Source organism: Hydrogenophaga intermedia (assembly GCF_000723405.1).
Classification (GTDB): Bacteria; Pseudomonadota; Gammaproteobacteria; order Burkholderiales; family Burkholderiaceae_C; genus Hydrogenophaga; species Hydrogenophaga intermedia.
In genome coordinates this window covers 191150-207706 of record NZ_CCAE010000003.1, presented here as the reverse complement: position 1 = coordinate 207706, position 16557 = coordinate 191150, and the positions used below count along the sequence as shown (strand labels likewise).

Here is a 16557-nt window from a genome sequence, read left to right as displayed (position 1 = left end):
ACGTTGTATGATTTTGTACTTCGTCCAATTTTCATCTCATGACCACCACCCCATCCCCGCGCCCCGGTGGCAAGCGCCAGCGCACCCTGGCCCTGATCGCGGCCACGGCCTGGCAACTGTTCGAACGCGACGGCTATGAGGCCGTGACCATGGAGCAGATCGCCGAGGCCGCCGGTGTGGCCAAGGCCACGCTCTACAACCACTGCGCCACCAAGGACGCGGTTCTGGTCTGCGCCATCCACCACCAGTTGGCCGACGACCTGGGCGGCCTGACAGCCCCCTGGCCTTCGGGCACAGGGATGCCCGAAGGCATCGGTGTCCTGCTTGACAGCATGGCCCACTGGGCCGAATCGCACCGCGTCTACCTGCCGCCCTACCTGCGGCAACGCTTCCTCGACGTGCGCACCCCCACGCCCGACCTGGGCACCGACGGCACGAACGACGTGGTCGACGTCTACGCCCAACTGATCCGCCAGAGCCAGGCCGACGGGGTGCTGCGCGAAGACATCGACGCCGGCCACCTGGCCGCGCTCTTCCACCACCTGTGCCTGGGTGCGCTGCTGCGCTGGCTGAACACGCCGGGGCTGGACCTGCGCCAGGAACTCGGTGTCGCGCTCGACCTGTTCGTGCGCGGTGCCGCCACCACGCCGCCCCACTGGCCCCGCCGCAAGGCCGCGCGATGAAGTTGCTCGCTCTCACCTACGGCACCGAAGGCGACACGCGCCCCATCGCCACGCTGTGCCGCGCGCTCATGGACGCGGACCACGACGTCCGCCTGCTGGCCGATGGCGGCACGCTGGACAGCGCCCGCGCCCTGGGCGTGCCCCACGACGCGCTGGCCGGCGACATCCGGGGCGGCATCGCCTCGGCGGTGGCCGGCAAGTCCGACCTGAACGCCACCGCGCGCGCCCTGGCCGCCCTGGCCAACCGCCACACGGCGGACTGGATGCGCCAGACCCTGGACGCCGCGCGCGACTGCGACGCACTGCTGGTCTCGGGCCTCATCTCCTTCGTGGGCCTGTCGGTGGCCGAGCGGCTGCGCCTGCCGCTCGTGGGCCTGAGCCTGATCCCCATCACGCCGACGGCGGCCTTTCCTTCGCCCTTTCTGCCGCCGCGCGTGCCGCGGTGGCTCAACCGCGCCAGCCACCACCTCGTCAACGCGGTGCTGTGGCGCGCCTTCCGCGGCGCCACCAACGCCGCGCGCGAAAGCGTGGGCGGCATGCCCGCGCGGCGGCGGGGCTGGAGCGGGCACCCGATGCTGTACGGCGTCTCGCCGCACCTGCTACCCACGCCCGCCGACTGGCCCGCCAACGCGCGCCTGTGCGGGCAATGGACGCGGCCGGCCACGCAATGGACACCGCCGGCCGACCTGAAGGCCTTCCTCGACGCCGGCGAAGCGCCGGTCTACCTGGGTTTCGGCAGCATGACGGGCTTCGATCCGCAGGCCCTGTTACGCATGCTGCTCGCGGCCATCGGGTCGCGCCGCGCGCTGTTCTACCCCGGCTGGAGCGGCACCGACACGAACGGGCTGCCGCCCAACGTCCACCTGATCGGCGACACGCCTCACGACTGGCTGTTCCCCCGCACCGCCGCGGTGGTGCACCACGGCGGCAGCGGCACGAGCCACTCGGCCGCGCGCGCGGGCGTGCCCTCGGTGGTGCTCCCCTTCGCGGGCGACCAGTTCTTCTGGGCCGAGCGCCTGCGCCGCGCGGGCGTGGCACCGCGCTCACCCAAAGGCCACGCACTGCAGGCCGATGCGCTGGCCCGCGCGCTCGACGACGCGCAATCGCTCGGCATGCGGGCGCGGGCCGCCGATCTGGGCGCGGCCCTGCGCGCCGAAGACGGCCTGGGCAGCGCGGTGCGCGAGATCGAGACCCTGCTGCGCGCACGGTGAGCGCGGCGCGCCGTGCCGTGCCGTGCCGTGCCTCAGGCCACTGTCGCCACCGGCCGGCGCATCAGCAACAGCGCCGTCATCAGGCAGGCCGCCGCGATCACCGCCGCGCCGGCCAGCGTGACCAGGTGCAGCGACTCGACGAACGCCCCGCGCGCCAGCGCGGCGAACAGCGGGCCATCGGCGCCGCCCAGCGAACCCGCCGCGTGCAGCGCGCCCGCCAGCGTGTCACGCGCCGCATCAGCGGCCGGCGCGGGCAGCGCCGCCGGCATGCCCGCGCCCACGCGCGCCTGGTACCAGGCCACGCCCAGGCTGCCCAGCAAGGCCACGCCCAAGGCACCACTCAGTTCGGACGCCGTCTCCGACAGTGCCGAGGCCGCGCCCGCGCGCTCGGGCGGGGCCGAGGTGATGATGATCTCGTTGCCCAGCGTGAACACCGGCGCCATGCCCAGGCTCATCACCACCGTACCCGCCACCAACCAGGGCAGGCCCGTGCCGGTGTCCACCATCAGCAGCATCAGGAAGCCGATCACCGCCGCCACCTGGCCGCCGATGAGGATGCGCACCGGCGCGAACCAACTCGCCAGGCGCGGCGCGCCCAGCGAGCCGAACACGAAGGCCAGCGCCCAGGGCAGCGTCACCAGGCCCGCGCTCAGCGGATCGAGCGAGCGCACCACCTGCAGGTACTGCGTGATGAAGATGTACACACCGAACATGGCCAGGCAGGCCAGCGCGTACGCCGCCAGCGCCGCCGCGAAGCGCGGCTGCCGAAACAGCGCGATGTCCAGCAGCGGGTGCGCCAGGCGCGACTGGCGGCGCACGAACGCCCAGCCCAGGGCCACGCCCACCACCAGCGGCAGCAGGCCCGCGAGCACGAAGCCGTCGGTGGCAATGGTCTTGATGCCGTAGACCGCCGCGAGCACCGCGCACAAGGACAGCAGCGCGCTCGCCAGATCGATCGGGCCCGCGTCCGGGTCCTTGAACTCGGGCAGCACGAGCGGGCCCAGCACCAGCAGCAACACCATCACCGGCACCGCCACCAGGAACACCGAACCCCAGTGGAACCACTGCAGCAACGCACCGCCCACCAGCGGGCCGATGGCCGCGCCCATGGAAAAGCTCGCGATCCACACGCCGATGGCGAAGCGGCGCTGCTCCTCGTCGTGGAACATGTTGCGGATGAGGGACATGGTGGATGGCGCGAGCGTGGCGCCGGCCACGCCCAGCAGCGCGCGCATGGCGATCAGCATCTCGGCGCTGGTGGAGAAGGCCGCGATGAGCGAGGCCCCGCCGAAGGCCGCACCACCGATCAGCAGCAGCTTGCGCCGGCCGATGCGGTCGCCGAGATTGCCCATGGTGATGAGAAAGCCCGCCACCAGGAAGCTGTAGATGTCGACCATCCACAGCAGTTGCGCGGCGCTGGGCCGCAGCTCGGCGCTGAGCACGGGCAGCGCGAGGTTGAGCACGGTCATGTCCATCGCATAGACCATGCAGGGCAGCGCGATCACCGCCAGGCCCAGCCAGTCGCGGCTGGTGGCCCGGGCGGGCGCGGGAGTGGTGTGTTCAGACATCGAGGATCACATTGAAGCCGCCGTAGATCATGCGTTTGGCATCAAACGGCATGGGGGCGCGGTCCGGTTGCATGCGGGGGTCGGCCATGATCTTTTCCCAGCCGGCGTCGCGCACGGCCTTGGACGGCCAGACGACCCAGGAGAAAACGACGACCTCGTCCTTTTCGAGCTTCACCGCCATGGGCATGGAGGTGACCTTGCCCTCGGGCACGTCGTCGGCCCAGGTTTCGACGACGCGCGTGGCGCCGTAGTCCTTGAAGACGGCCGCGGCGTCCTTGCAGTGCTTCAGGTACTCATCGCGGTTGGCGGCGGGCACGGGGGCCATGAATCCATCGACGTAGCTCATTTCACTGTCTCCTTGACGGGGGTGGGAAGGAATTGCAGTTCGAGGTGGCGGCGCAGCACGCGCAGGCACTCCACCGCGGGCTCGATCGACTGCCGGGCCTTGACCAGCAGCAGGGAGCCTTGAATGACGGCCTGCACGTACAGGCCCAGGGCCTCGGCGCTCCAGCGCGCGCGCGGCACGTGCTGGCGCTTGGCGGCCACGACCATCTCGGTCACCAGGTCCGCGTTGGCGGTGATGTGGCGGTCGCAGACCTCGCGGATGGTGGGGTGGGTGATGTGCACCTCCTGCACCAACGTGCCGAGCACGCAAGTGATCTCGGCGATCTCGCCCTGCAGCAGCTCGATACGGAAATCGACATAACCCAGCAGGCGCTGCAGAGGATCGGCTTTGTCCATGTACCCCGCGCGGCGAAACAGCGCGTCGGCGTCTTCGCCGAAGCGCTGCGCGGCGGCGACGAAGATGTCTTCCTTGGTCTTGAAGTGATAGAAGAACGCGCCCTTGGTGAGGCCGGTGGCGGCGCAGAGGTCGTCCACCGTGGTGGCGGTGTAGCCCTTGGTGCGCACCAGCGTCATGGCCGCCTGAAGCAGCCGGTCGCGGGAGCTGAGGGTGGGGGCGTCCATGAACGTTCTCCGGGGCGATTTCGGCAAGGCATCGGAGATTACCGACCAGTTGGTATGTTCGTCAAGCGGAGGTTGGTGACAATCGGCAAACGGACGGGTGTCGCCGCGTCGGCTCAGGCCAGGGCCGCGAAGCGCTCGACCAGGAACTCGCGCAGCAGGCGCACCACGGGACGCAATTGGCTGCGGTCAGCGCAGGCCAGATACAGCGGAGCGCTCTCGCCGCGCCAGGCTTCACACAGCGGCACCAGGCCGCCGCGCCGCAGATCCTCGGCCACGTCCAGGCGCGACTTATAGGCAATCCCCGCGCCCGCCAACGCCAGCCGGCGCACGGCATCGCCGTCGTCGCACATCACGCCACCGGCCACATCCACCGCGAACGATTCCTTGCTGCGCGAGAAGCGCCAGCGGTCGTGCGTGCGCTCGCTCAACTGGAAGCACAGACAGTTGCGCTGCGCCAGCTCGCGCGGGTGCGCGGGCGCACCGTGCGCCTTCACATAGGCCGGCGAGGCGCACAGCACGCGCCGGTTGTCGGGCGCCACGGGCAGGGCGATCAACCCCGAGTCAGCTGGCTCGCCATAGCGCAGCGCGATGTCCACCGGCTCGCGGTAGACCTCGGCCAGGCGATCGGAGAACTGCAGGCGAAACCGCACCTCGGGGTAACGGCGACCGAATTCGTGCAGCCACTTCAGTACCACGTTGCGGCCCAGGTCGGAGGGCAGAGAAAGCTGCAGGGTGCCGCGGATCACGTCGCGGCCCGCGAGCAGGCTTTCGCGCGCGTTCTCGATGATCTCCAGGCCCTGCTCGCAACGCTGCAGGAAGGCCTGGCCTTCGGCCGTGGGCCGCAGGCTGCGCGTCGAGCGCACGAACAGGCGCAGGCCCAGTTCGGCCTCCAGCCGCTTCACCAGGGCGCTGGCCGCGGCGGGCGAGATGTCCATGGCGCGCGCCGCGTCGGACAGGCTGGCGGCACGGCCCGCGCGCACCAGGAATTGCAATTCGTTGAGGGAGGCCATTTTCAATTCCTGCTTGAAACAGAACCCATTTTTACCTGCTTCATTTGCAAGCCTCGGCACGGCACAGTGCGGTCATCCCTACAGGAGCCCTTCCATGAAAGCCATCGCCTACCGCCAGCCCCAGGCCATCACCGCGCCTGACGCCCTCGTCGACATCACCCTGCCCGACCCCATCGCCATCGGCCACGACCTGCTGGTCGAAGTGAAGGCCGTGTCGGTCAACCCCGTGGACACCAAGGTGCGCCGCAGCGCGGCGCCCGCACCAGGCCAGGAATGGAAGGTGCTGGGTTGGGACGCCAGCGGCGTCGTGAAGGCCGTGGGCCCCGAGGTCACGCTATTCAAACCCGGCGACCGTGTCTGGTACGCCGGCTCCATCGCACGGCCTGGCACCAATAGCGAGCTCCACCTGGTGGACGAGCGAATCGTGGGCCACATGCCGGCCTCGCTGGATTTCGCCGAGGCCGCCGCGCTGCCGCTCACGGCCATCACCGCCTGGGAAATGCTGTTCGATCGCCTCGGCGTGGTGCCCGGCAAAGCCCCGACGGACCAGGCGCTGCTGATCATCGGCGCCTCGGGTGGCGTGGGTTCCATCCTCACGCAGCTCGCCACCCGCCTGACCAGCCTCACCGTGATCGGCACCGCCTCGCGGCCCGAGACGCAGGCGTGGGTGCGCTCGCTCGGCGCGCACCACGTGATCGATCACTCGAAGCCGATCACCGAGGAACTCAAGCGCATCGGCCACCCCACGGTGGACCTCATCGTGAGCCTCACGCAGACCGAACAGCACCTGCCGCAAATCGCCGAGGCCATCGCGCCGCAGGGCAAGTTCGGGCTCATCGATGACCCGGCTTCGCTCGACGCCACGCTGTTCAAGCGCAAGGCCGTCTCCATCCACTGGGAGCTGATGTTCACGCGCTCGCTGTTCCAGACGCCCGACATGATTGGCCAGCACCGCCTGCTCAATGAGGTGGCCGCGCTGGTGGACGCAGGCCTGATCCGCACCACGCTGGCCGAGCGCTTCGGCGCCATCAACGCCGAGAACCTCAAGCGCGCGCACGCGCTGATCGAATCGGGCAAGGCCCGTGGCAAGGTGGTGCTCGAGGGCTTCTGAGGCGGCTCAGCCCGCCTGCACCGCGTGCGCGGCCCACAGGGCGCGCACCGCGCGCCGCCACTCGCGCGGTGGCACCGGCGCCTCGGGCGCGTTCACGCGCAGCGCCAGCGCATTGAGCGCGCCATTCATCATCGCCACCGCCAACTCCAGGCGGCAGTCGAAACGCAGCGCCCCGGCCGCGATCGCGGCCTTCATGCCCGCCGCCAGCGAGGCCTGGCTCAGGCGGTCGTCCAGCGCCTGCCAACGCGCCCAGCCCAGCACCGTGGGCGCGTCGATCATGAGGATGCGCCGCGCCTCGGGTTCCGAGGTTTTCTCGATCCAGCGGATGGAGCCGTGCACCAGCGCGTCCAGCGGCTCGCGCCGCGCGGCAGCGGCCTCGTCCACCGCCGGCACGATGTCCTCGCACACCGCCAGGCACACGGCCTCGAACAGCGCGGCCTTGTCGGCGAAGTGGTGATACAGCGCCCCACGCGCCACGCCGGCCTCCTGCAGAACGGCCTCGGTGGCGGTGCCGGCATAACCCTGGGCGCCAAACATCTGGCGCGCCACGGTGATCAGGCGCGCACGGGTGGCGCTGGCGCGTTCGGCGTTCTTCATGGAGGCTCTCCTTGACCAGGAACATCATTGACAGACAGTCTGTCGGTATTTTACATTGAACAAACAGACCGACTGTCTGTTTTATTCAAAACCCAAGGAGTTTCCCCCATGGACACCAAGCCCCGCTACCAGGACCACTACCCCATCGTCGTGACGCCCGACATTCGCGCCTGCCAGGCCTTCTGGGAGCAGCGCCTGGGCTGGTCGTGCGGTTTCGCCAGCAGCTGGTTCGTCTGGCTGTGCAGCGAAGACGGCAGCGCCTCACTGGCCTTCATGTCGCCCGATCACCCGTCGGCCCCGCCCGGGCCCGAGACCTTCAGCGGCCTGGGCCTGTGCTTCGAACTGCAGGTGGTCGATGCGAAGGCCGCGCACGCGGACTTCGTGGCGCGCGGCGGCAGCGTGGGCCTGCCGCTTACCGACGAGGCTTTCGGCCAGCGCCGCTTCGGTTTCCGCGACCCCTCGGGCCTGTGGGTGGACGTGGTCGAGCAGATCGAGCCCCAGGCCGGCTACTGGGACCGCTACATGGTCTGAATGCGCTCAGTCGCCGGTGGGCGAGAGGCGGAACTGCTCCACCACCTTGAGCGCACCCAGCGAGCGCGCCAGCACCGCCAGGTTCTTCGGCCGCATGGTGCGCAGCATCATGCGGTACTCGAAGGCGTTGCCCTCTTCCAGCCGATAGCTCAGGTTGGCGATGGTGAAGCCATGCTCCTTGAGCAGTTGGCGCAGATCGGCCTCGGGCATGGTCTTCTGGCGGTCGAAACGCACATTGAGTTGCGCGTAGGTGTGCGTGGGCACGAAACGCTCCACCCGGTGCAGCAGCACCAGCGAAACCAGCGTGAGCACGGTGGCCAGAATGGCTGGGAAGTAGAAGCCGATACCCATGAGCACGCCGATGGAGGCCGTGATCCAGATCGATGCCGCCGTGGTGAGGCCGCGCACCGTGAGGCCTTCCTTGAAGATCACGCCCGCGCCGAGAAAACCGATGCCGGTCATGATGCCCTGGGCCATGCGCGTGGGGTCCATGGTCACGGTGCCCTTGCTGTCCTGCTCGAACCAGACGCCCTGGTACAGCGTCACCAGCATCAGCAGGCTGGACGCGAGACACACCAATGTGTGCGTGCGAAAGCCGGCAGGCCGGCCGTGGTAGCTGCGCTCCAGGCCGATCAGGCCGCCGGCCACCATGGCGAACAACAGGTGCCGCGCGATCTCCTTGTAGAGCGCGAGGGTCTCGGTATCGGGCATGTCCAACAGGTCCATCACGGTTCCTCCTGTCCCATGCTACCTGCGGCCCGAGGTCCCGCGCCGCGTGAAATCCCTGAGCGCCGTGGGCTCACCCTTTGCCCAGAGGCGGCCGCCCGAACAGGCTGGAGGCGTTGCTGATGGGCCCCAGCTCGGCCGCCGTGGCCAGCAGCGCGGGCGCGAGTTCCTGCATGCGCGCCACGCTCAGCCGCGCGCGCGGCCCGGCGATGCTGATGACGCCGATGGCCTCGTGGCGGCGCAGCACCGGCGCAGCCATGGCGCTCATGCCGGGCGCGAAGACCTCATCGATCATGGCGTAGCCGCGCACGCGCGCCGCATGCAGAAAGCCCAGCAAGGCCTTCACCGTGGTCGGCGCCTTGGGGCCGTAGTCCTTGGGCGTGCCGAAGCCCTGGCGCATGACGATCTCCAGCGCGCGCTCGTCGCTGAGCGTGTGCAGCCAGGCGTGGCCCGAGGCCGAACACGACAGCCACACGTCCGCGCCCATGTCGGGGTCGTAGCGCACGCCCTGCTGGCGCGCGCCCTGCGCCTTGGCCACGAAGGTCAGGCGGTCGTCGTCCACCAGGGACAGGCGCACCAGCTCACCCGACTGTTGCGCGAGCCGCTCCAACAGCGGGCCGGCGATGTCCACGATGCCGCCATGACTGAGGTAGCCCAGGCCGATGGCGACCACCTTGGTGGTGAGCTGGTAGTCGCCCTGCTTGCGCTTCTGGCGCACGTAGCCGCGGTGCTGCAGGTCACCGAGCAGGCGATGGCAGGCACTCAGGGGGATGTCCAGCTCCTCGGCCATCAAGGCCAGCGGCAGGCCGTCAGGGTGGCGGGCCAGGTGTTCGAGCAGCGAGAGGCCGCGGTCCAAAGCGAGGTTCATGTCTCTGTGCTTTTTTGTGATACGGAAAGGGTTTCCAGTGCGGAAAGTGTTTCCTGTGGCAGCACAAGAATCGCCGCCACACCGTCAATCACTGTAGGCCAGGCCCCTTCAAAGGCCAAGCCCCCACGCCCGATCATGCGACCCATCGTCCACATCCTCAACGGTCCCAACCTCAACCTGCTGGGCGTGCGCGAACCACACCTGTATGGCCACACCACGCTGGCCCAGGTAGAGGAACGCTGCCTGGCACTGGCCGGTGAGCTCGGCCTGAACTGCGTGTTCCGCCAGTCCAACCACGAGGGCGTGCTGGTGGACTGGGTGCAGGAGGCGCGCGCGGCCGGTGCGGCGGTGATCGTCAACCCCGCCGGCCTGTCCTTCCGCTCCATCCCGCTGCTCGATGCACTGAAGACGCTGGACCTGCCGGTGATCGAGGTCCACATCACCAACATCCACCGCCGCGAGGCGCCCTACAAGGACTCGCTCACCTCGCTGGCCAGCACCGGCGTGATCTGCGGGCTCGGCCCCATCGGCTACGAGCTCGCGCTGCACGCCATCGCGCAGCGGCTGCGCGAGGCAGCCACCGCCTGAACCGTTTTCCTCACCACAAGCCAACACAAGGAGACAAGCACCATGAACACCGCCATCGATCGACGTTCCGTCCTGTGCGCCGGTGCCGGCCTCGCGGCCGCGGCGCTGCTGCCCCGGCGCGCCCGCGCCCAGACCAAGCTGCGCTTCGCCGCGGTGTTCTCGGACACCGACATCCGCGCCGAGATGATCAAGCGCCTGAGCGCGGACATCGCGCCCGACCACACCATCGAAGCCCACCTGAACTCCACCCTGTTCCGCCAGGGCACCGAGCTGGTGGCCCTGCAGCGCGACAACCTGGAGATGGGCAACATCGCGCCGCAGGACATCTCCAAGCAAGTGCCGGCCTGGTCGGTGCTCACCTCGGCCTACCTGTTCCGCGACGCCAACCACCTCAACGCCTTCTTCGCCAGCGACCTGGGCGCGCAGATGAAGAAGCAGGTGGAGGACCAGCTCAAGGTGAAGATCCTGGGCCCCACCTTCTTCGGTACGCGCCACGTGGGCCTGCGCGGCAAGAAGAAGGTCAACGTGCCGGCCGACCTGGCCGGCGTGAAGCTGCGCATGCCCGCCGGCGACGCCTGGCAACTGCTGGGCCGCTCGCTGGGCGCCAACCCCACGCCACTGGCCTACGCCGAGACCTACACCGGTCTGCAGACCGGCACCGTGGACGGGCAGGACAACCCCCTGCCCAATGTGCAGAACATGAAGTTCTACGAGGTGATGGGTCAGGTCGTGCTGACCTCGCACTTGGTGGCCTTCGACCTGCTCACCATGAACCTCAAGGCGTGGCAGGCCATGTCGGCCGACAAACAGAAGGCCTTCCAGGCGGCTGTGGACAAGGCCATCACCTGGAGCGCCAACGAGCACGTCAAGCGCGAGGCCGAGCTGGCCGAGGGCTTCAAGCGCCAGGGCCTGGACGTGTACGTGCCCAACATCAATGCGTTCCGCGAGCACGCGCAGAAGATTTACTTGGCATCGGACGAAGCGAAGGCCTGGGCCCCCGGAATCATCGACAAGATCGCTGCCGTCAAGTGATGCGCCTGCTCGCCCGCGCCGCCGAGGCGGTGGCCGCGTTCCTGCTCGCGGTCATCTTCCTCGCCTTCATCCTGCAGATCGCGCTGCGTTACCTGTTCGATCTGCCCGTGGGCTGGACGGCGGAGATCTCCCTCGTCGCCTGGCTCTGGCTGATCCTCTGGGGCTCGGCCTTCGTGCTGCGCGACGAGGAGGAGATCCGCATCGATCTGCTGCTGGCCATGTTCGGCCCGCGCAGGCGGCGTGTGCTGGTCTCGCTCGGCTCCATCGCCGTGGTGCTGCTGTTCGCGCTGGCCATGCCCGCCACCTGGGACTACGTCACGTTCATGAAAGTGGAGAGCAGCTCGTACCTGAAGATCCGCTTCGACTGGCTGTACTCGATCTACCTCGTGTTCGCCGCCGCCGTCATCGTGCGCCACCTCTGGCTGATCGTGAACGCGGTGCGCGGGCGTGAAGCCGCCGAGTCCACGCACATCGGCTCTCTTTGAAATGGGCATGCCTTGAATCCGACGAGTCCTTTCTCGCTGGCCGTGGCGGCCATCGTGCTGCTGAGCCTGCTGGGCGTGCCCATCGGCCAGGCCATGATCGGCGCGTCCATCCTGTACCTGTGGCTCAAGGGCATGGACATGGGCAGCGCGGCCGAGCAGTTGCTCAACAGCACCTACTCCAGCTACCTGCTGCTGGCCATTCCGCTGTTCATCCTGGCCGCCAGTTTCATGAGCTCGGGCAGCGTGCTCGACCGCCTGCTGCGCTGGTGCAACGCGCTGGTGGGGCGCTTCCCCGGTGGCCTGGCGCAAGTCAATGTGCTGCAGAGCGTGGTGTTCGCCAGCATGTCGGGCTCGGCCCTGGCCGACGCGGCCGGCTCGGGCAAGCTCATGCAGGCCATGATGACGCGCGACGGTCGCTACCCGCCGTCCTTCGCCGCCGCGCTCACGGCCGTGTCGGCGGTCATCGGGCCCATCCTGCCGCCGTCGATTCCGCTGGTGTTGTACGCGCTGGTGTCGGGCACCTCCATCGGCTACCTGTTCCTGGCCGGTGTGTTGCCCGGCCTGCTGCTGGGCGCGGTGCAGATGGCCCTCATCCACTACCTGGCCAAGCGGCACCGCTTCCCGGTGGAAGACCCGGTGCCCCTGCGCGAGCTGCCGCGCATCACGCGCGAGGCCTTGCCCGCGCTGATGATGCCGGTGCTGCTGCTGGGCTGCCTCTACAGCGGCATCACCACACCCACCGAGGCGGCCGGCGTGGCCGCCGCCTATGCGCTGGTGATCGCCGCCTTCTACTACCGCAGCCTCGGCCTGCGCGACGTCTACCAGTCGCTGCAACAGAGCGCGCGCACCAGTGTGTCCATCGGCATCCTGATCGCCGGCGCCACGGTGTTCAACTTCGTCATCACGTCTGAGAACATCCCGGCCTCGCTGAGCACGATGATGCGCGGGCTCGAGCTCTCGCCCTTCACCTTCCTGTTGCTGGCCAACCTGCTCCTGCTGGTGCTGGGCGCGTTCCTCGAGGGCTCGACCATCATCCTGGTGATCCTGCCCGTGTTGCTGCCCACCGCCGTGGCCCTGGGCGTGGACCCGGTGCACTTCGGCGTGGTGGCGGTGCTCAACATCATGATCGGCCTGGTCACGCCGCCCTATGGCCTGCTGCTGTTCATGATGACCAAGATCGCCAACGTCTCCCTGGGGGCACTGGTGCGCGCCACCCTGCCCTTCCTGGGTGTGATGATGATCGCGCTGGCCATCACCACCTTCTGGCCCGACTTCGTGCTGTTCCTGCCGCGTCTGGCGGGCTACACGGGCTGATGCACCGGGGCGCCGCGACATGAACACGCCCCGCATCGACGGCCACACCCGGGTGATCGTCCACCTGGGCCACCCCACGCACAGTTTCAAGGCGCCGCTGATCTACAACCCCTGGTTCGCGGCCAGCGGCACGAACGCGGTGGTGGTGCCACTCGACTGCCCCGCCGGCGCGCTCGAGGCGCTGCTGCCGCCGCTGATGGCCGCACCCAATGTGCTGGGTGCGCTCATCACCATGCCGCACAAGGTGGGCGTGGTGGCGCTGCTCGACGAGGTCTCGCGCACCGCGCAGGTGGCCGGCGCCTGCAACGCGGTCAAGCGCGCGCCCAACGGCCGCCTGATCGGCGACATGTTCGACGGTGAGGGCTTCGTGCGCGGCGTGCAACGCAAGGGCCTGGTGCTGAAGGGGGCCAGCACCCTCGTGGTGGGCAGCGGCGGCGTGGGCTCGGCCATCGCCGCCTCGCTGGCGGCGGCGGGCGTGGCGCATCTGGCGCTGTTCGACACGAATGGTGCGGCGAGCGAAGCCCTGAGCGCTCGCCTGCGCGCGGTCTATCCCCGGCTGCAGATCAGCACCGGCGAACGCGACCCGGCGGGCTTCGACCTCGTGGTCAACGCCACGCCGCTGGGCATGGAACCCGGCGACCCACTGCCGCTGGACGTCGACCGACTCGACGCGCGCACCTTCGTGGGCGAGGTGGTGATGCGCGAGCGTTTCACCGCGTTCCTGTCGGCCGCGCAGGCGCGCGGCTGTCGCGTGCAGGTGGGCACCGACATGCTGTTCGAGCAGATTCCCGCGTACCTCGAGTTCTTCGGCCTGCCGGTGGCCACGCCCGAGCGGCTGCGCGAACTCGCTCAACTCGACGGCACGCCGCCGTCGCCACAGGAGGCGAAGCCATGAACCCATCCATGAGCGACGCGGCCGCGCGCGAGCCGCTGCAGGCGTCCACCAGCGACGAACACAACCCGCTGGGCCTCGACGGCGTCGAGTTCGTCGAGTACGCCACGCTGCAGCCACAGGCCCTGGGTCAGGTGCTGGAGATGATGGGCTTTCGCCCCGTGGCGCGGCACCGCTCCCGCGAGGTGCTGCTGTACCGCCAGGGCGCGCTGAACATCGTCGTCAACGCGCACCCCATCGACGCGCTCGGTGCCGCGCACGGCGATGCGCGGCCCACGATCGGCGCAGTGGGCCTGCGCGTGCGCGACGCCCGCGCCGCGCGCGAGTACGTGCTCTCGCGCGGCGGCTGGGAGGTGCCCACGCACCCCGAGGCCATGGAGCTCAACATTCCCGCCATCCACGGCGTGGGCGGCAGCCGCCTCTACCTGATCGACCGCTACCGCGACTTCTCGATATACGACGTGGACTTCGTCCCCATTCCCGGGGTGGACCCGCGCCCGCCCGCGCTGTTCGACCTGCGCCTGTTCGGCCTCGTGCAATACATCGGCCTGGGGCGCAGCCAGGACTGGACCGCCTTCTACGACACCCTGCTCGGCGCCACACCCATCCCCGACGAAGAACGCTTCGGCATCATGCCCTCGGGCCACCTGCTGCGCGTGCCGGGGCGGCGGCCCGACAGCGGCTTCCTGCTGCAACTGGTGGAGCCACCGGTGGACGCGCTGGACGAGCGCGAGGCCTGGCAGCGCATCGGCATCGGCGTGAGCGATGTGCTGACCGCCGTTCGCGCGCTGCGCGAACGCGGCGTGGAGTTCGTCGAATCGGAAGCCGTGCACGCCGAACGGCGTGGCGCCATCACCAAGGCCTACCTCGGCGGCGTGGTGTTCGAGCTGGTGCAGGACCCGCTGGCGGCGCAAGCACGGAGCTGACGCCATGACCGATCCCCGAAGCGCCCGGGAAGCCATGCGCGACGTCGGCATGGACACGATTACCCTGGCCGGCCCGCTGGACGCCAAGCTGCGCGCCATGCGCGAAGCCGGCTTCGGCCAGGTGATGCTCAAGGCCAACGACCTGGTGGGTCACCCGCAGGGCTGGCAGGCCGCCGTGGCCGAGGTGAAGGCCAGCGGCCTGCGCGTCACCGGCTTTCAGGTGCTGCGCGACTTCGAGGGCCTCTCGGGCCACCTGCACGACTACAAGCTGGACATCGCCAAGACCATGCTACAGATGTGCGCCGCGCTGGACAGCCCGGTGCTGCTGGCCTGCTCGTCCACCTCGGCCCACGCCTCGCAAGACCCCGATCACCTCGCGCGCGACCTGCGCAAGCTCGCGATGCTGGCACTGCCGCTGGGCATCCGCATCGCCTACGAGGGCCTGTCCTGGGGCCGCACCATCAACGAATACACCACCGCCTGGGACGTGGTGAGTCGCGCCGACTGCCCCAACCTGGGCGTGTGCCTGGACAGCTTCCACATCCTCGCCGCGAAGACGCCGCTGGACGCGCTGGCCGACATCGAGCCCGACAAGGTCTTCCTGGTGCAGCTCTCCGACTTCCTGTGGCAGGAGACCCGCACCTTCGAGGAACGCATGGCCACCGCGCGCACCTGGCGCGTCTTCCCCGGCGAAGGCGTTCACACGCCCCAGCTCATCGAGATGGTGCAGACGCTCGACCGCATGGGCTATGCCGGCGACTACAGCTTCGAGGTCTTCAACGACGACTACCAGCAGATGCCCCTGCCCATGGTGGCCGAGCGTGCGCGCCGCAGCGCACTCTGGCTGGCCGAGGACGTGCTGCGGCGCTCACTGCCCCTGCCGGGGCAGCTGCGCCTGCAGGGGCGCTGAGAACGTGCGCGCAGGCGCGAGCCCGAAACACGCCCGCAACCAGCCCACGCGGCGGATCAGCCCGTCGTTGATCGACCAGCAGCCCAGCACCGTGAGCGCGAGCACCAGCAGCGGCTCGGCCACCGGCCCCAGGCCCAACGGCATCAGCCACGCCAGCGCCACGATGATCAGCGTCTGGTGCAGCACGTACCAGGGGTAGACCGACTCGCGCGCCCAGCCCAGCCAGGGCCAGGGGCGGTTCAGGTGGCGGTGCGCGAAACCCAGCGCGGCCACGATGGCCCACCAGGACACGGCGTCGGCCGCCAGCCGCACCCAGGGCCAGGGCGTCGTCAGCCCCAGGCGAACGCCCAGGTGCGCGCCGAAGGCGAACACCGCCCCGCCCAGCGCCCACCAGCGCAGGCGCGTGAGCTCGCGCCACAGCGCGGCGTCGGTGCCGATCCACCAGCCGTAGAGGAAGACGGTGAAGTACACGGCGTGCATCCACCAGTCGTTGATCAGGTCGTGCGTGGGCGGGAAATGGCGGCGCAGCAGCAGCGACCACAGCATCAGCGGCACCAGGGGCAGCAGCATGAGCCCCGCGCCGCGCAGCGCCTGGAAGCGCGGAGCCAGCGGCGCCAGCACACGCCGCGCCAGCAGCAGCACCGAGGTGTAGGCCCACAGGTAGGGCAGGAACCACAGGTGGTTCCAGGTGATGCCGAACTGCCAGCCATCGAAAGCACCCGCCGGCCAGGGCCCGCCCTGCGCGTAGCGCCACAGGAAGGCGCCGAAGCCCGGCCCGATGAAGCCGCCGGCCAGCGCCTGCGCGTAGGCCTGGTAAGGCACCACCACCGCCATGCCGAACGCCAGCGGCAGCAGCAGCCGCGCGCTGCGCTGTCGCCACAGCGCCCGGGCCGGCGCCTCGCGGCGCATCAGCAAGCCCAGCGCCAGGCCCGAGACCAGGAACACCAGGTCCAGCCGCCAGAGGTTGAGCGCGCGCATGGGCCACTGCAGCCACTCGGCGGTGTGCGCGCTCTTCAGGTGCCAGGGCCAGTCGGCCACGTAGGCCATGCCCAGGTGGTAGACCATCACCAGCCCGAAGGCCAGGAAGCGCAGGGTGTCGATGTCGTGTCGGCGTTGCATGGGGCCATCTTGGGGCGGTG

At 69.4% G+C, this 16557-nt stretch carries 19 protein-coding genes; 11 read left to right on the top strand and 8 right to left on the bottom strand.

The genetic code is table 11. The annotated features are described in order from the left end of the window. Positions 1-38: 38 nt before the first annotated feature. On the top strand, positions 39-683 hold the full coding sequence (locus BN948_RS03925; protein ID WP_009517254.1) for a TetR/AcrR family transcriptional regulator: 645 nt from the start codon (positions 39-41) through the stop codon (positions 681-683). Continuing rightward, entirely contained in the window at positions 680-1894 is a 1215-nt protein-coding gene (locus tag BN948_RS03920) for a glycosyltransferase (protein WP_009517255.1), read from the top strand. Before BN948_RS03925 ends, BN948_RS03920 begins: the two co-directional genes overlap by 4 nt. A gap of 32 nt (positions 1895-1926) precedes the next feature. Here the strand turns inward: BN948_RS03920 and BN948_RS03915 are convergent, their stop codons facing one another. The 4 genes from BN948_RS03915 to BN948_RS03900 form a co-directional block, all read right to left on the bottom strand. After that, the gene (locus tag BN948_RS03915; RefSeq protein ID WP_009517256.1) at positions 1927-3462 is read right to left on the bottom strand and encodes an MFS transporter; all 1536 of its coding nucleotides are present in this window, start codon (positions 3460-3462) and stop codon (positions 1927-1929) included. Further along, complete coding sequence (locus tag BN948_RS03910; protein ID WP_009517257.1) at positions 3455-3808, bottom strand: DUF1428 domain-containing protein; 354 nt, start codon at positions 3806-3808, stop codon at positions 3455-3457. Before BN948_RS03910 ends, BN948_RS03915 begins: the two co-directional genes overlap by 8 nt. Further along, entirely contained in the window at positions 3805-4428 is a 624-nt protein-coding gene (locus tag BN948_RS03905; protein WP_009517258.1) for a TetR/AcrR family transcriptional regulator, read from the bottom strand. The genes BN948_RS03910 and BN948_RS03905 overlap by 4 nt, the downstream gene beginning before the upstream one ends. A gap of 113 nt (positions 4429-4541) precedes the next feature. Next, positions 4542-5438: a LysR family transcriptional regulator gene (locus BN948_RS03900; protein ID WP_009517259.1), complete on the bottom strand. Its 897-nt coding sequence runs from the start codon at positions 5436-5438 to the stop codon at positions 4542-4544. Between the two features lie 94 nt (positions 5439-5532). Here BN948_RS03900 and BN948_RS03895 point away from each other — a divergent pair, with 94 nt between their 5' ends. After that, a complete protein-coding gene (locus BN948_RS03895) occupies positions 5533-6549 on the top strand; it encodes a zinc-binding alcohol dehydrogenase family protein (RefSeq protein ID WP_009517261.1) in 1017 nt (338 codons plus the stop codon). Positions 6550-6555: 6 nt separating this feature from the next. Here BN948_RS03895 and BN948_RS03890 read toward each other — a convergent pair whose 3' ends face one another. Beyond that, positions 6556-7146: a TetR/AcrR family transcriptional regulator gene (locus BN948_RS03890; protein ID WP_009517262.1), complete on the bottom strand. Its 591-nt coding sequence runs from the start codon at positions 7144-7146 to the stop codon at positions 6556-6558. Positions 7147-7254: 108 nt separating this feature from the next. On the opposite strand from BN948_RS03890, the gene BN948_RS03885 reads away from it, so the two are divergent. Continuing rightward, positions 7255-7677 carry a VOC family protein gene (locus tag BN948_RS03885; protein WP_009517264.1) on the top strand — a complete coding sequence of 141 codons (423 nt, stop codon included), beginning with the start codon at positions 7255-7257 and terminating at the stop codon, positions 7675-7677. A 6-nt stretch (positions 7678-7683) separates the two neighbouring features. Here BN948_RS03885 and BN948_RS03880 read toward each other — a convergent pair whose 3' ends face one another. Continuing rightward, complete coding sequence (locus BN948_RS03880; RefSeq protein ID WP_009517265.1) at positions 7684-8403, bottom strand: MgtC/SapB family protein; 720 nt, start codon at positions 8401-8403, stop codon at positions 7684-7686. 73 nt (positions 8404-8476) lie between these two features. Beyond that, complete coding sequence (locus tag BN948_RS03875) at positions 8477-9271, bottom strand: IclR family transcriptional regulator (RefSeq protein ID WP_009517266.1); 795 nt, start codon at positions 9269-9271, stop codon at positions 8477-8479. A 135-nt stretch (positions 9272-9406) separates the two neighbouring features. On the opposite strand from BN948_RS03875, the gene BN948_RS03870 reads away from it, so the two are divergent. From BN948_RS03870 to BN948_RS03840, 7 genes are read left to right on the top strand one after another with little or no spacing between them, the layout of a single operon-like run. Next, positions 9407-9859, top strand: a complete 453-nt coding sequence (locus BN948_RS03870; RefSeq protein ID WP_009517267.1) for a type II 3-dehydroquinate dehydratase — start codon at positions 9407-9409, stop codon at positions 9857-9859. A 42-nt stretch (positions 9860-9901) separates the two neighbouring features. Beyond that, positions 9902-10891, top strand: coding sequence for a TRAP transporter substrate-binding protein DctP (dctP, locus tag BN948_RS03865; protein ID WP_009517268.1), 990 nt, complete (start codon positions 9902-9904; stop codon positions 10889-10891). Beyond that, positions 10891-11376 carry a TRAP transporter small permease gene (locus BN948_RS03860; RefSeq protein WP_009517269.1) on the top strand — a complete coding sequence of 162 codons (486 nt, stop codon included), beginning with the start codon at positions 10891-10893 and terminating at the stop codon, positions 11374-11376. Before dctP ends, BN948_RS03860 begins: the two co-directional genes overlap by 1 nt. Positions 11377-11388: 12 nt before the next feature. Then, complete coding sequence (locus tag BN948_RS03855; RefSeq protein ID WP_035620451.1) at positions 11389-12690, top strand: TRAP transporter large permease; 1302 nt, start codon at positions 11389-11391, stop codon at positions 12688-12690. Between the two features lie 19 nt (positions 12691-12709). Further along, positions 12710-13585, top strand: coding sequence for a shikimate dehydrogenase family protein (locus BN948_RS03850; RefSeq protein ID WP_009517271.1), 876 nt, complete (start codon positions 12710-12712; stop codon positions 13583-13585). Beyond that, positions 13582-14508 (top strand): VOC family protein, encoded by a 927-nt coding sequence (locus BN948_RS03845; RefSeq protein WP_009517272.1) that lies wholly within the window; start codon positions 13582-13584, stop codon positions 14506-14508. The genes BN948_RS03850 and BN948_RS03845 overlap by 4 nt, the downstream gene beginning before the upstream one ends. 4 nt (positions 14509-14512) lie before the next feature. Then, positions 14513-15418, top strand: coding sequence for a sugar phosphate isomerase/epimerase family protein (locus tag BN948_RS03840; protein ID WP_009517273.1), 906 nt, complete (start codon positions 14513-14515; stop codon positions 15416-15418). Here the strand turns inward: BN948_RS03840 and BN948_RS03835 are convergent. Next, positions 15377-16537 (bottom strand): acyltransferase family protein, encoded by a 1161-nt coding sequence (locus BN948_RS03835; RefSeq protein ID WP_009517274.1) that lies wholly within the window; start codon positions 16535-16537, stop codon positions 15377-15379. The genes BN948_RS03840 and BN948_RS03835 overlap by 42 nt on opposite strands. Positions 16538-16557: the final 20 nt, after the last annotated feature.

Excerpts from the sequence above, each read along its gene's own strand:
- BN948_RS03925 (WP_009517254.1), top strand. The coding sequence starts at position 39 with ATGACCACCACCCCATCCCCGCGCCCCGGTGGCAAGCGCCAGCGCACC.
- BN948_RS03880 (WP_009517265.1), bottom strand. The coding sequence starts at position 8,403 with ATGGACCTGTTGGACATGCCCGATACCGAGACCCTCGCGCTCTACAAG.
- BN948_RS03895 (WP_009517261.1), top strand. The coding sequence starts at position 5,533 with ATGAAAGCCATCGCCTACCGCCAGCCCCAGGCCATCACCGCGCCTGAC.
- BN948_RS03870 (WP_009517267.1), top strand. The coding sequence starts at position 9,407 with ATGCGACCCATCGTCCACATCCTCAACGGTCCCAACCTCAACCTGCTG.
- BN948_RS03890 (WP_009517262.1), bottom strand. The coding sequence starts at position 7,146 with ATGAAGAACGCCGAACGCGCCAGCGCCACCCGTGCGCGCCTGATCACC.
- BN948_RS03845 (WP_009517272.1), top strand. The coding sequence starts at position 13,582 with ATGAACCCATCCATGAGCGACGCGGCCGCGCGCGAGCCGCTGCAGGCG.
- BN948_RS03840 (WP_009517273.1), top strand. The coding sequence starts at position 14,513 with ATGACCGATCCCCGAAGCGCCCGGGAAGCCATGCGCGACGTCGGCATG.
- BN948_RS03875 (WP_009517266.1), bottom strand. The coding sequence starts at position 9,271 with ATGAACCTCGCTTTGGACCGCGGCCTCTCGCTGCTCGAACACCTGGCC.
- BN948_RS03860 (WP_009517269.1), top strand. The coding sequence starts at position 10,891 with ATGCGCCTGCTCGCCCGCGCCGCCGAGGCGGTGGCCGCGTTCCTGCTC.
- dctP (WP_009517268.1), top strand. The coding sequence starts at position 9,902 with ATGAACACCGCCATCGATCGACGTTCCGTCCTGTGCGCCGGTGCCGGC.
- BN948_RS03885 (WP_009517264.1), top strand. The coding sequence starts at position 7,255 with ATGGACACCAAGCCCCGCTACCAGGACCACTACCCCATCGTCGTGACG.
- BN948_RS03900 (WP_009517259.1), bottom strand. The coding sequence starts at position 5,438 with ATGGCCTCCCTCAACGAATTGCAATTCCTGGTGCGCGCGGGCCGTGCC.
- BN948_RS03835 (WP_009517274.1), bottom strand. The coding sequence starts at position 16,537 with ATGCAACGCCGACACGACATCGACACCCTGCGCTTCCTGGCCTTCGGG.
- BN948_RS03915 (WP_009517256.1), bottom strand. The coding sequence starts at position 3,462 with ATGTCTGAACACACCACTCCCGCGCCCGCCCGGGCCACCAGCCGCGAC.
- BN948_RS03910 (WP_009517257.1), bottom strand. The coding sequence starts at position 3,808 with ATGAGCTACGTCGATGGATTCATGGCCCCCGTGCCCGCCGCCAACCGC.
- BN948_RS03905 (WP_009517258.1), bottom strand. The coding sequence starts at position 4,428 with ATGGACGCCCCCACCCTCAGCTCCCGCGACCGGCTGCTTCAGGCGGCC.
- BN948_RS03920 (WP_009517255.1), top strand. The coding sequence starts at position 680 with ATGAAGTTGCTCGCTCTCACCTACGGCACCGAAGGCGACACGCGCCCC.
- BN948_RS03850 (WP_009517271.1), top strand. The coding sequence starts at position 12,710 with ATGAACACGCCCCGCATCGACGGCCACACCCGGGTGATCGTCCACCTG.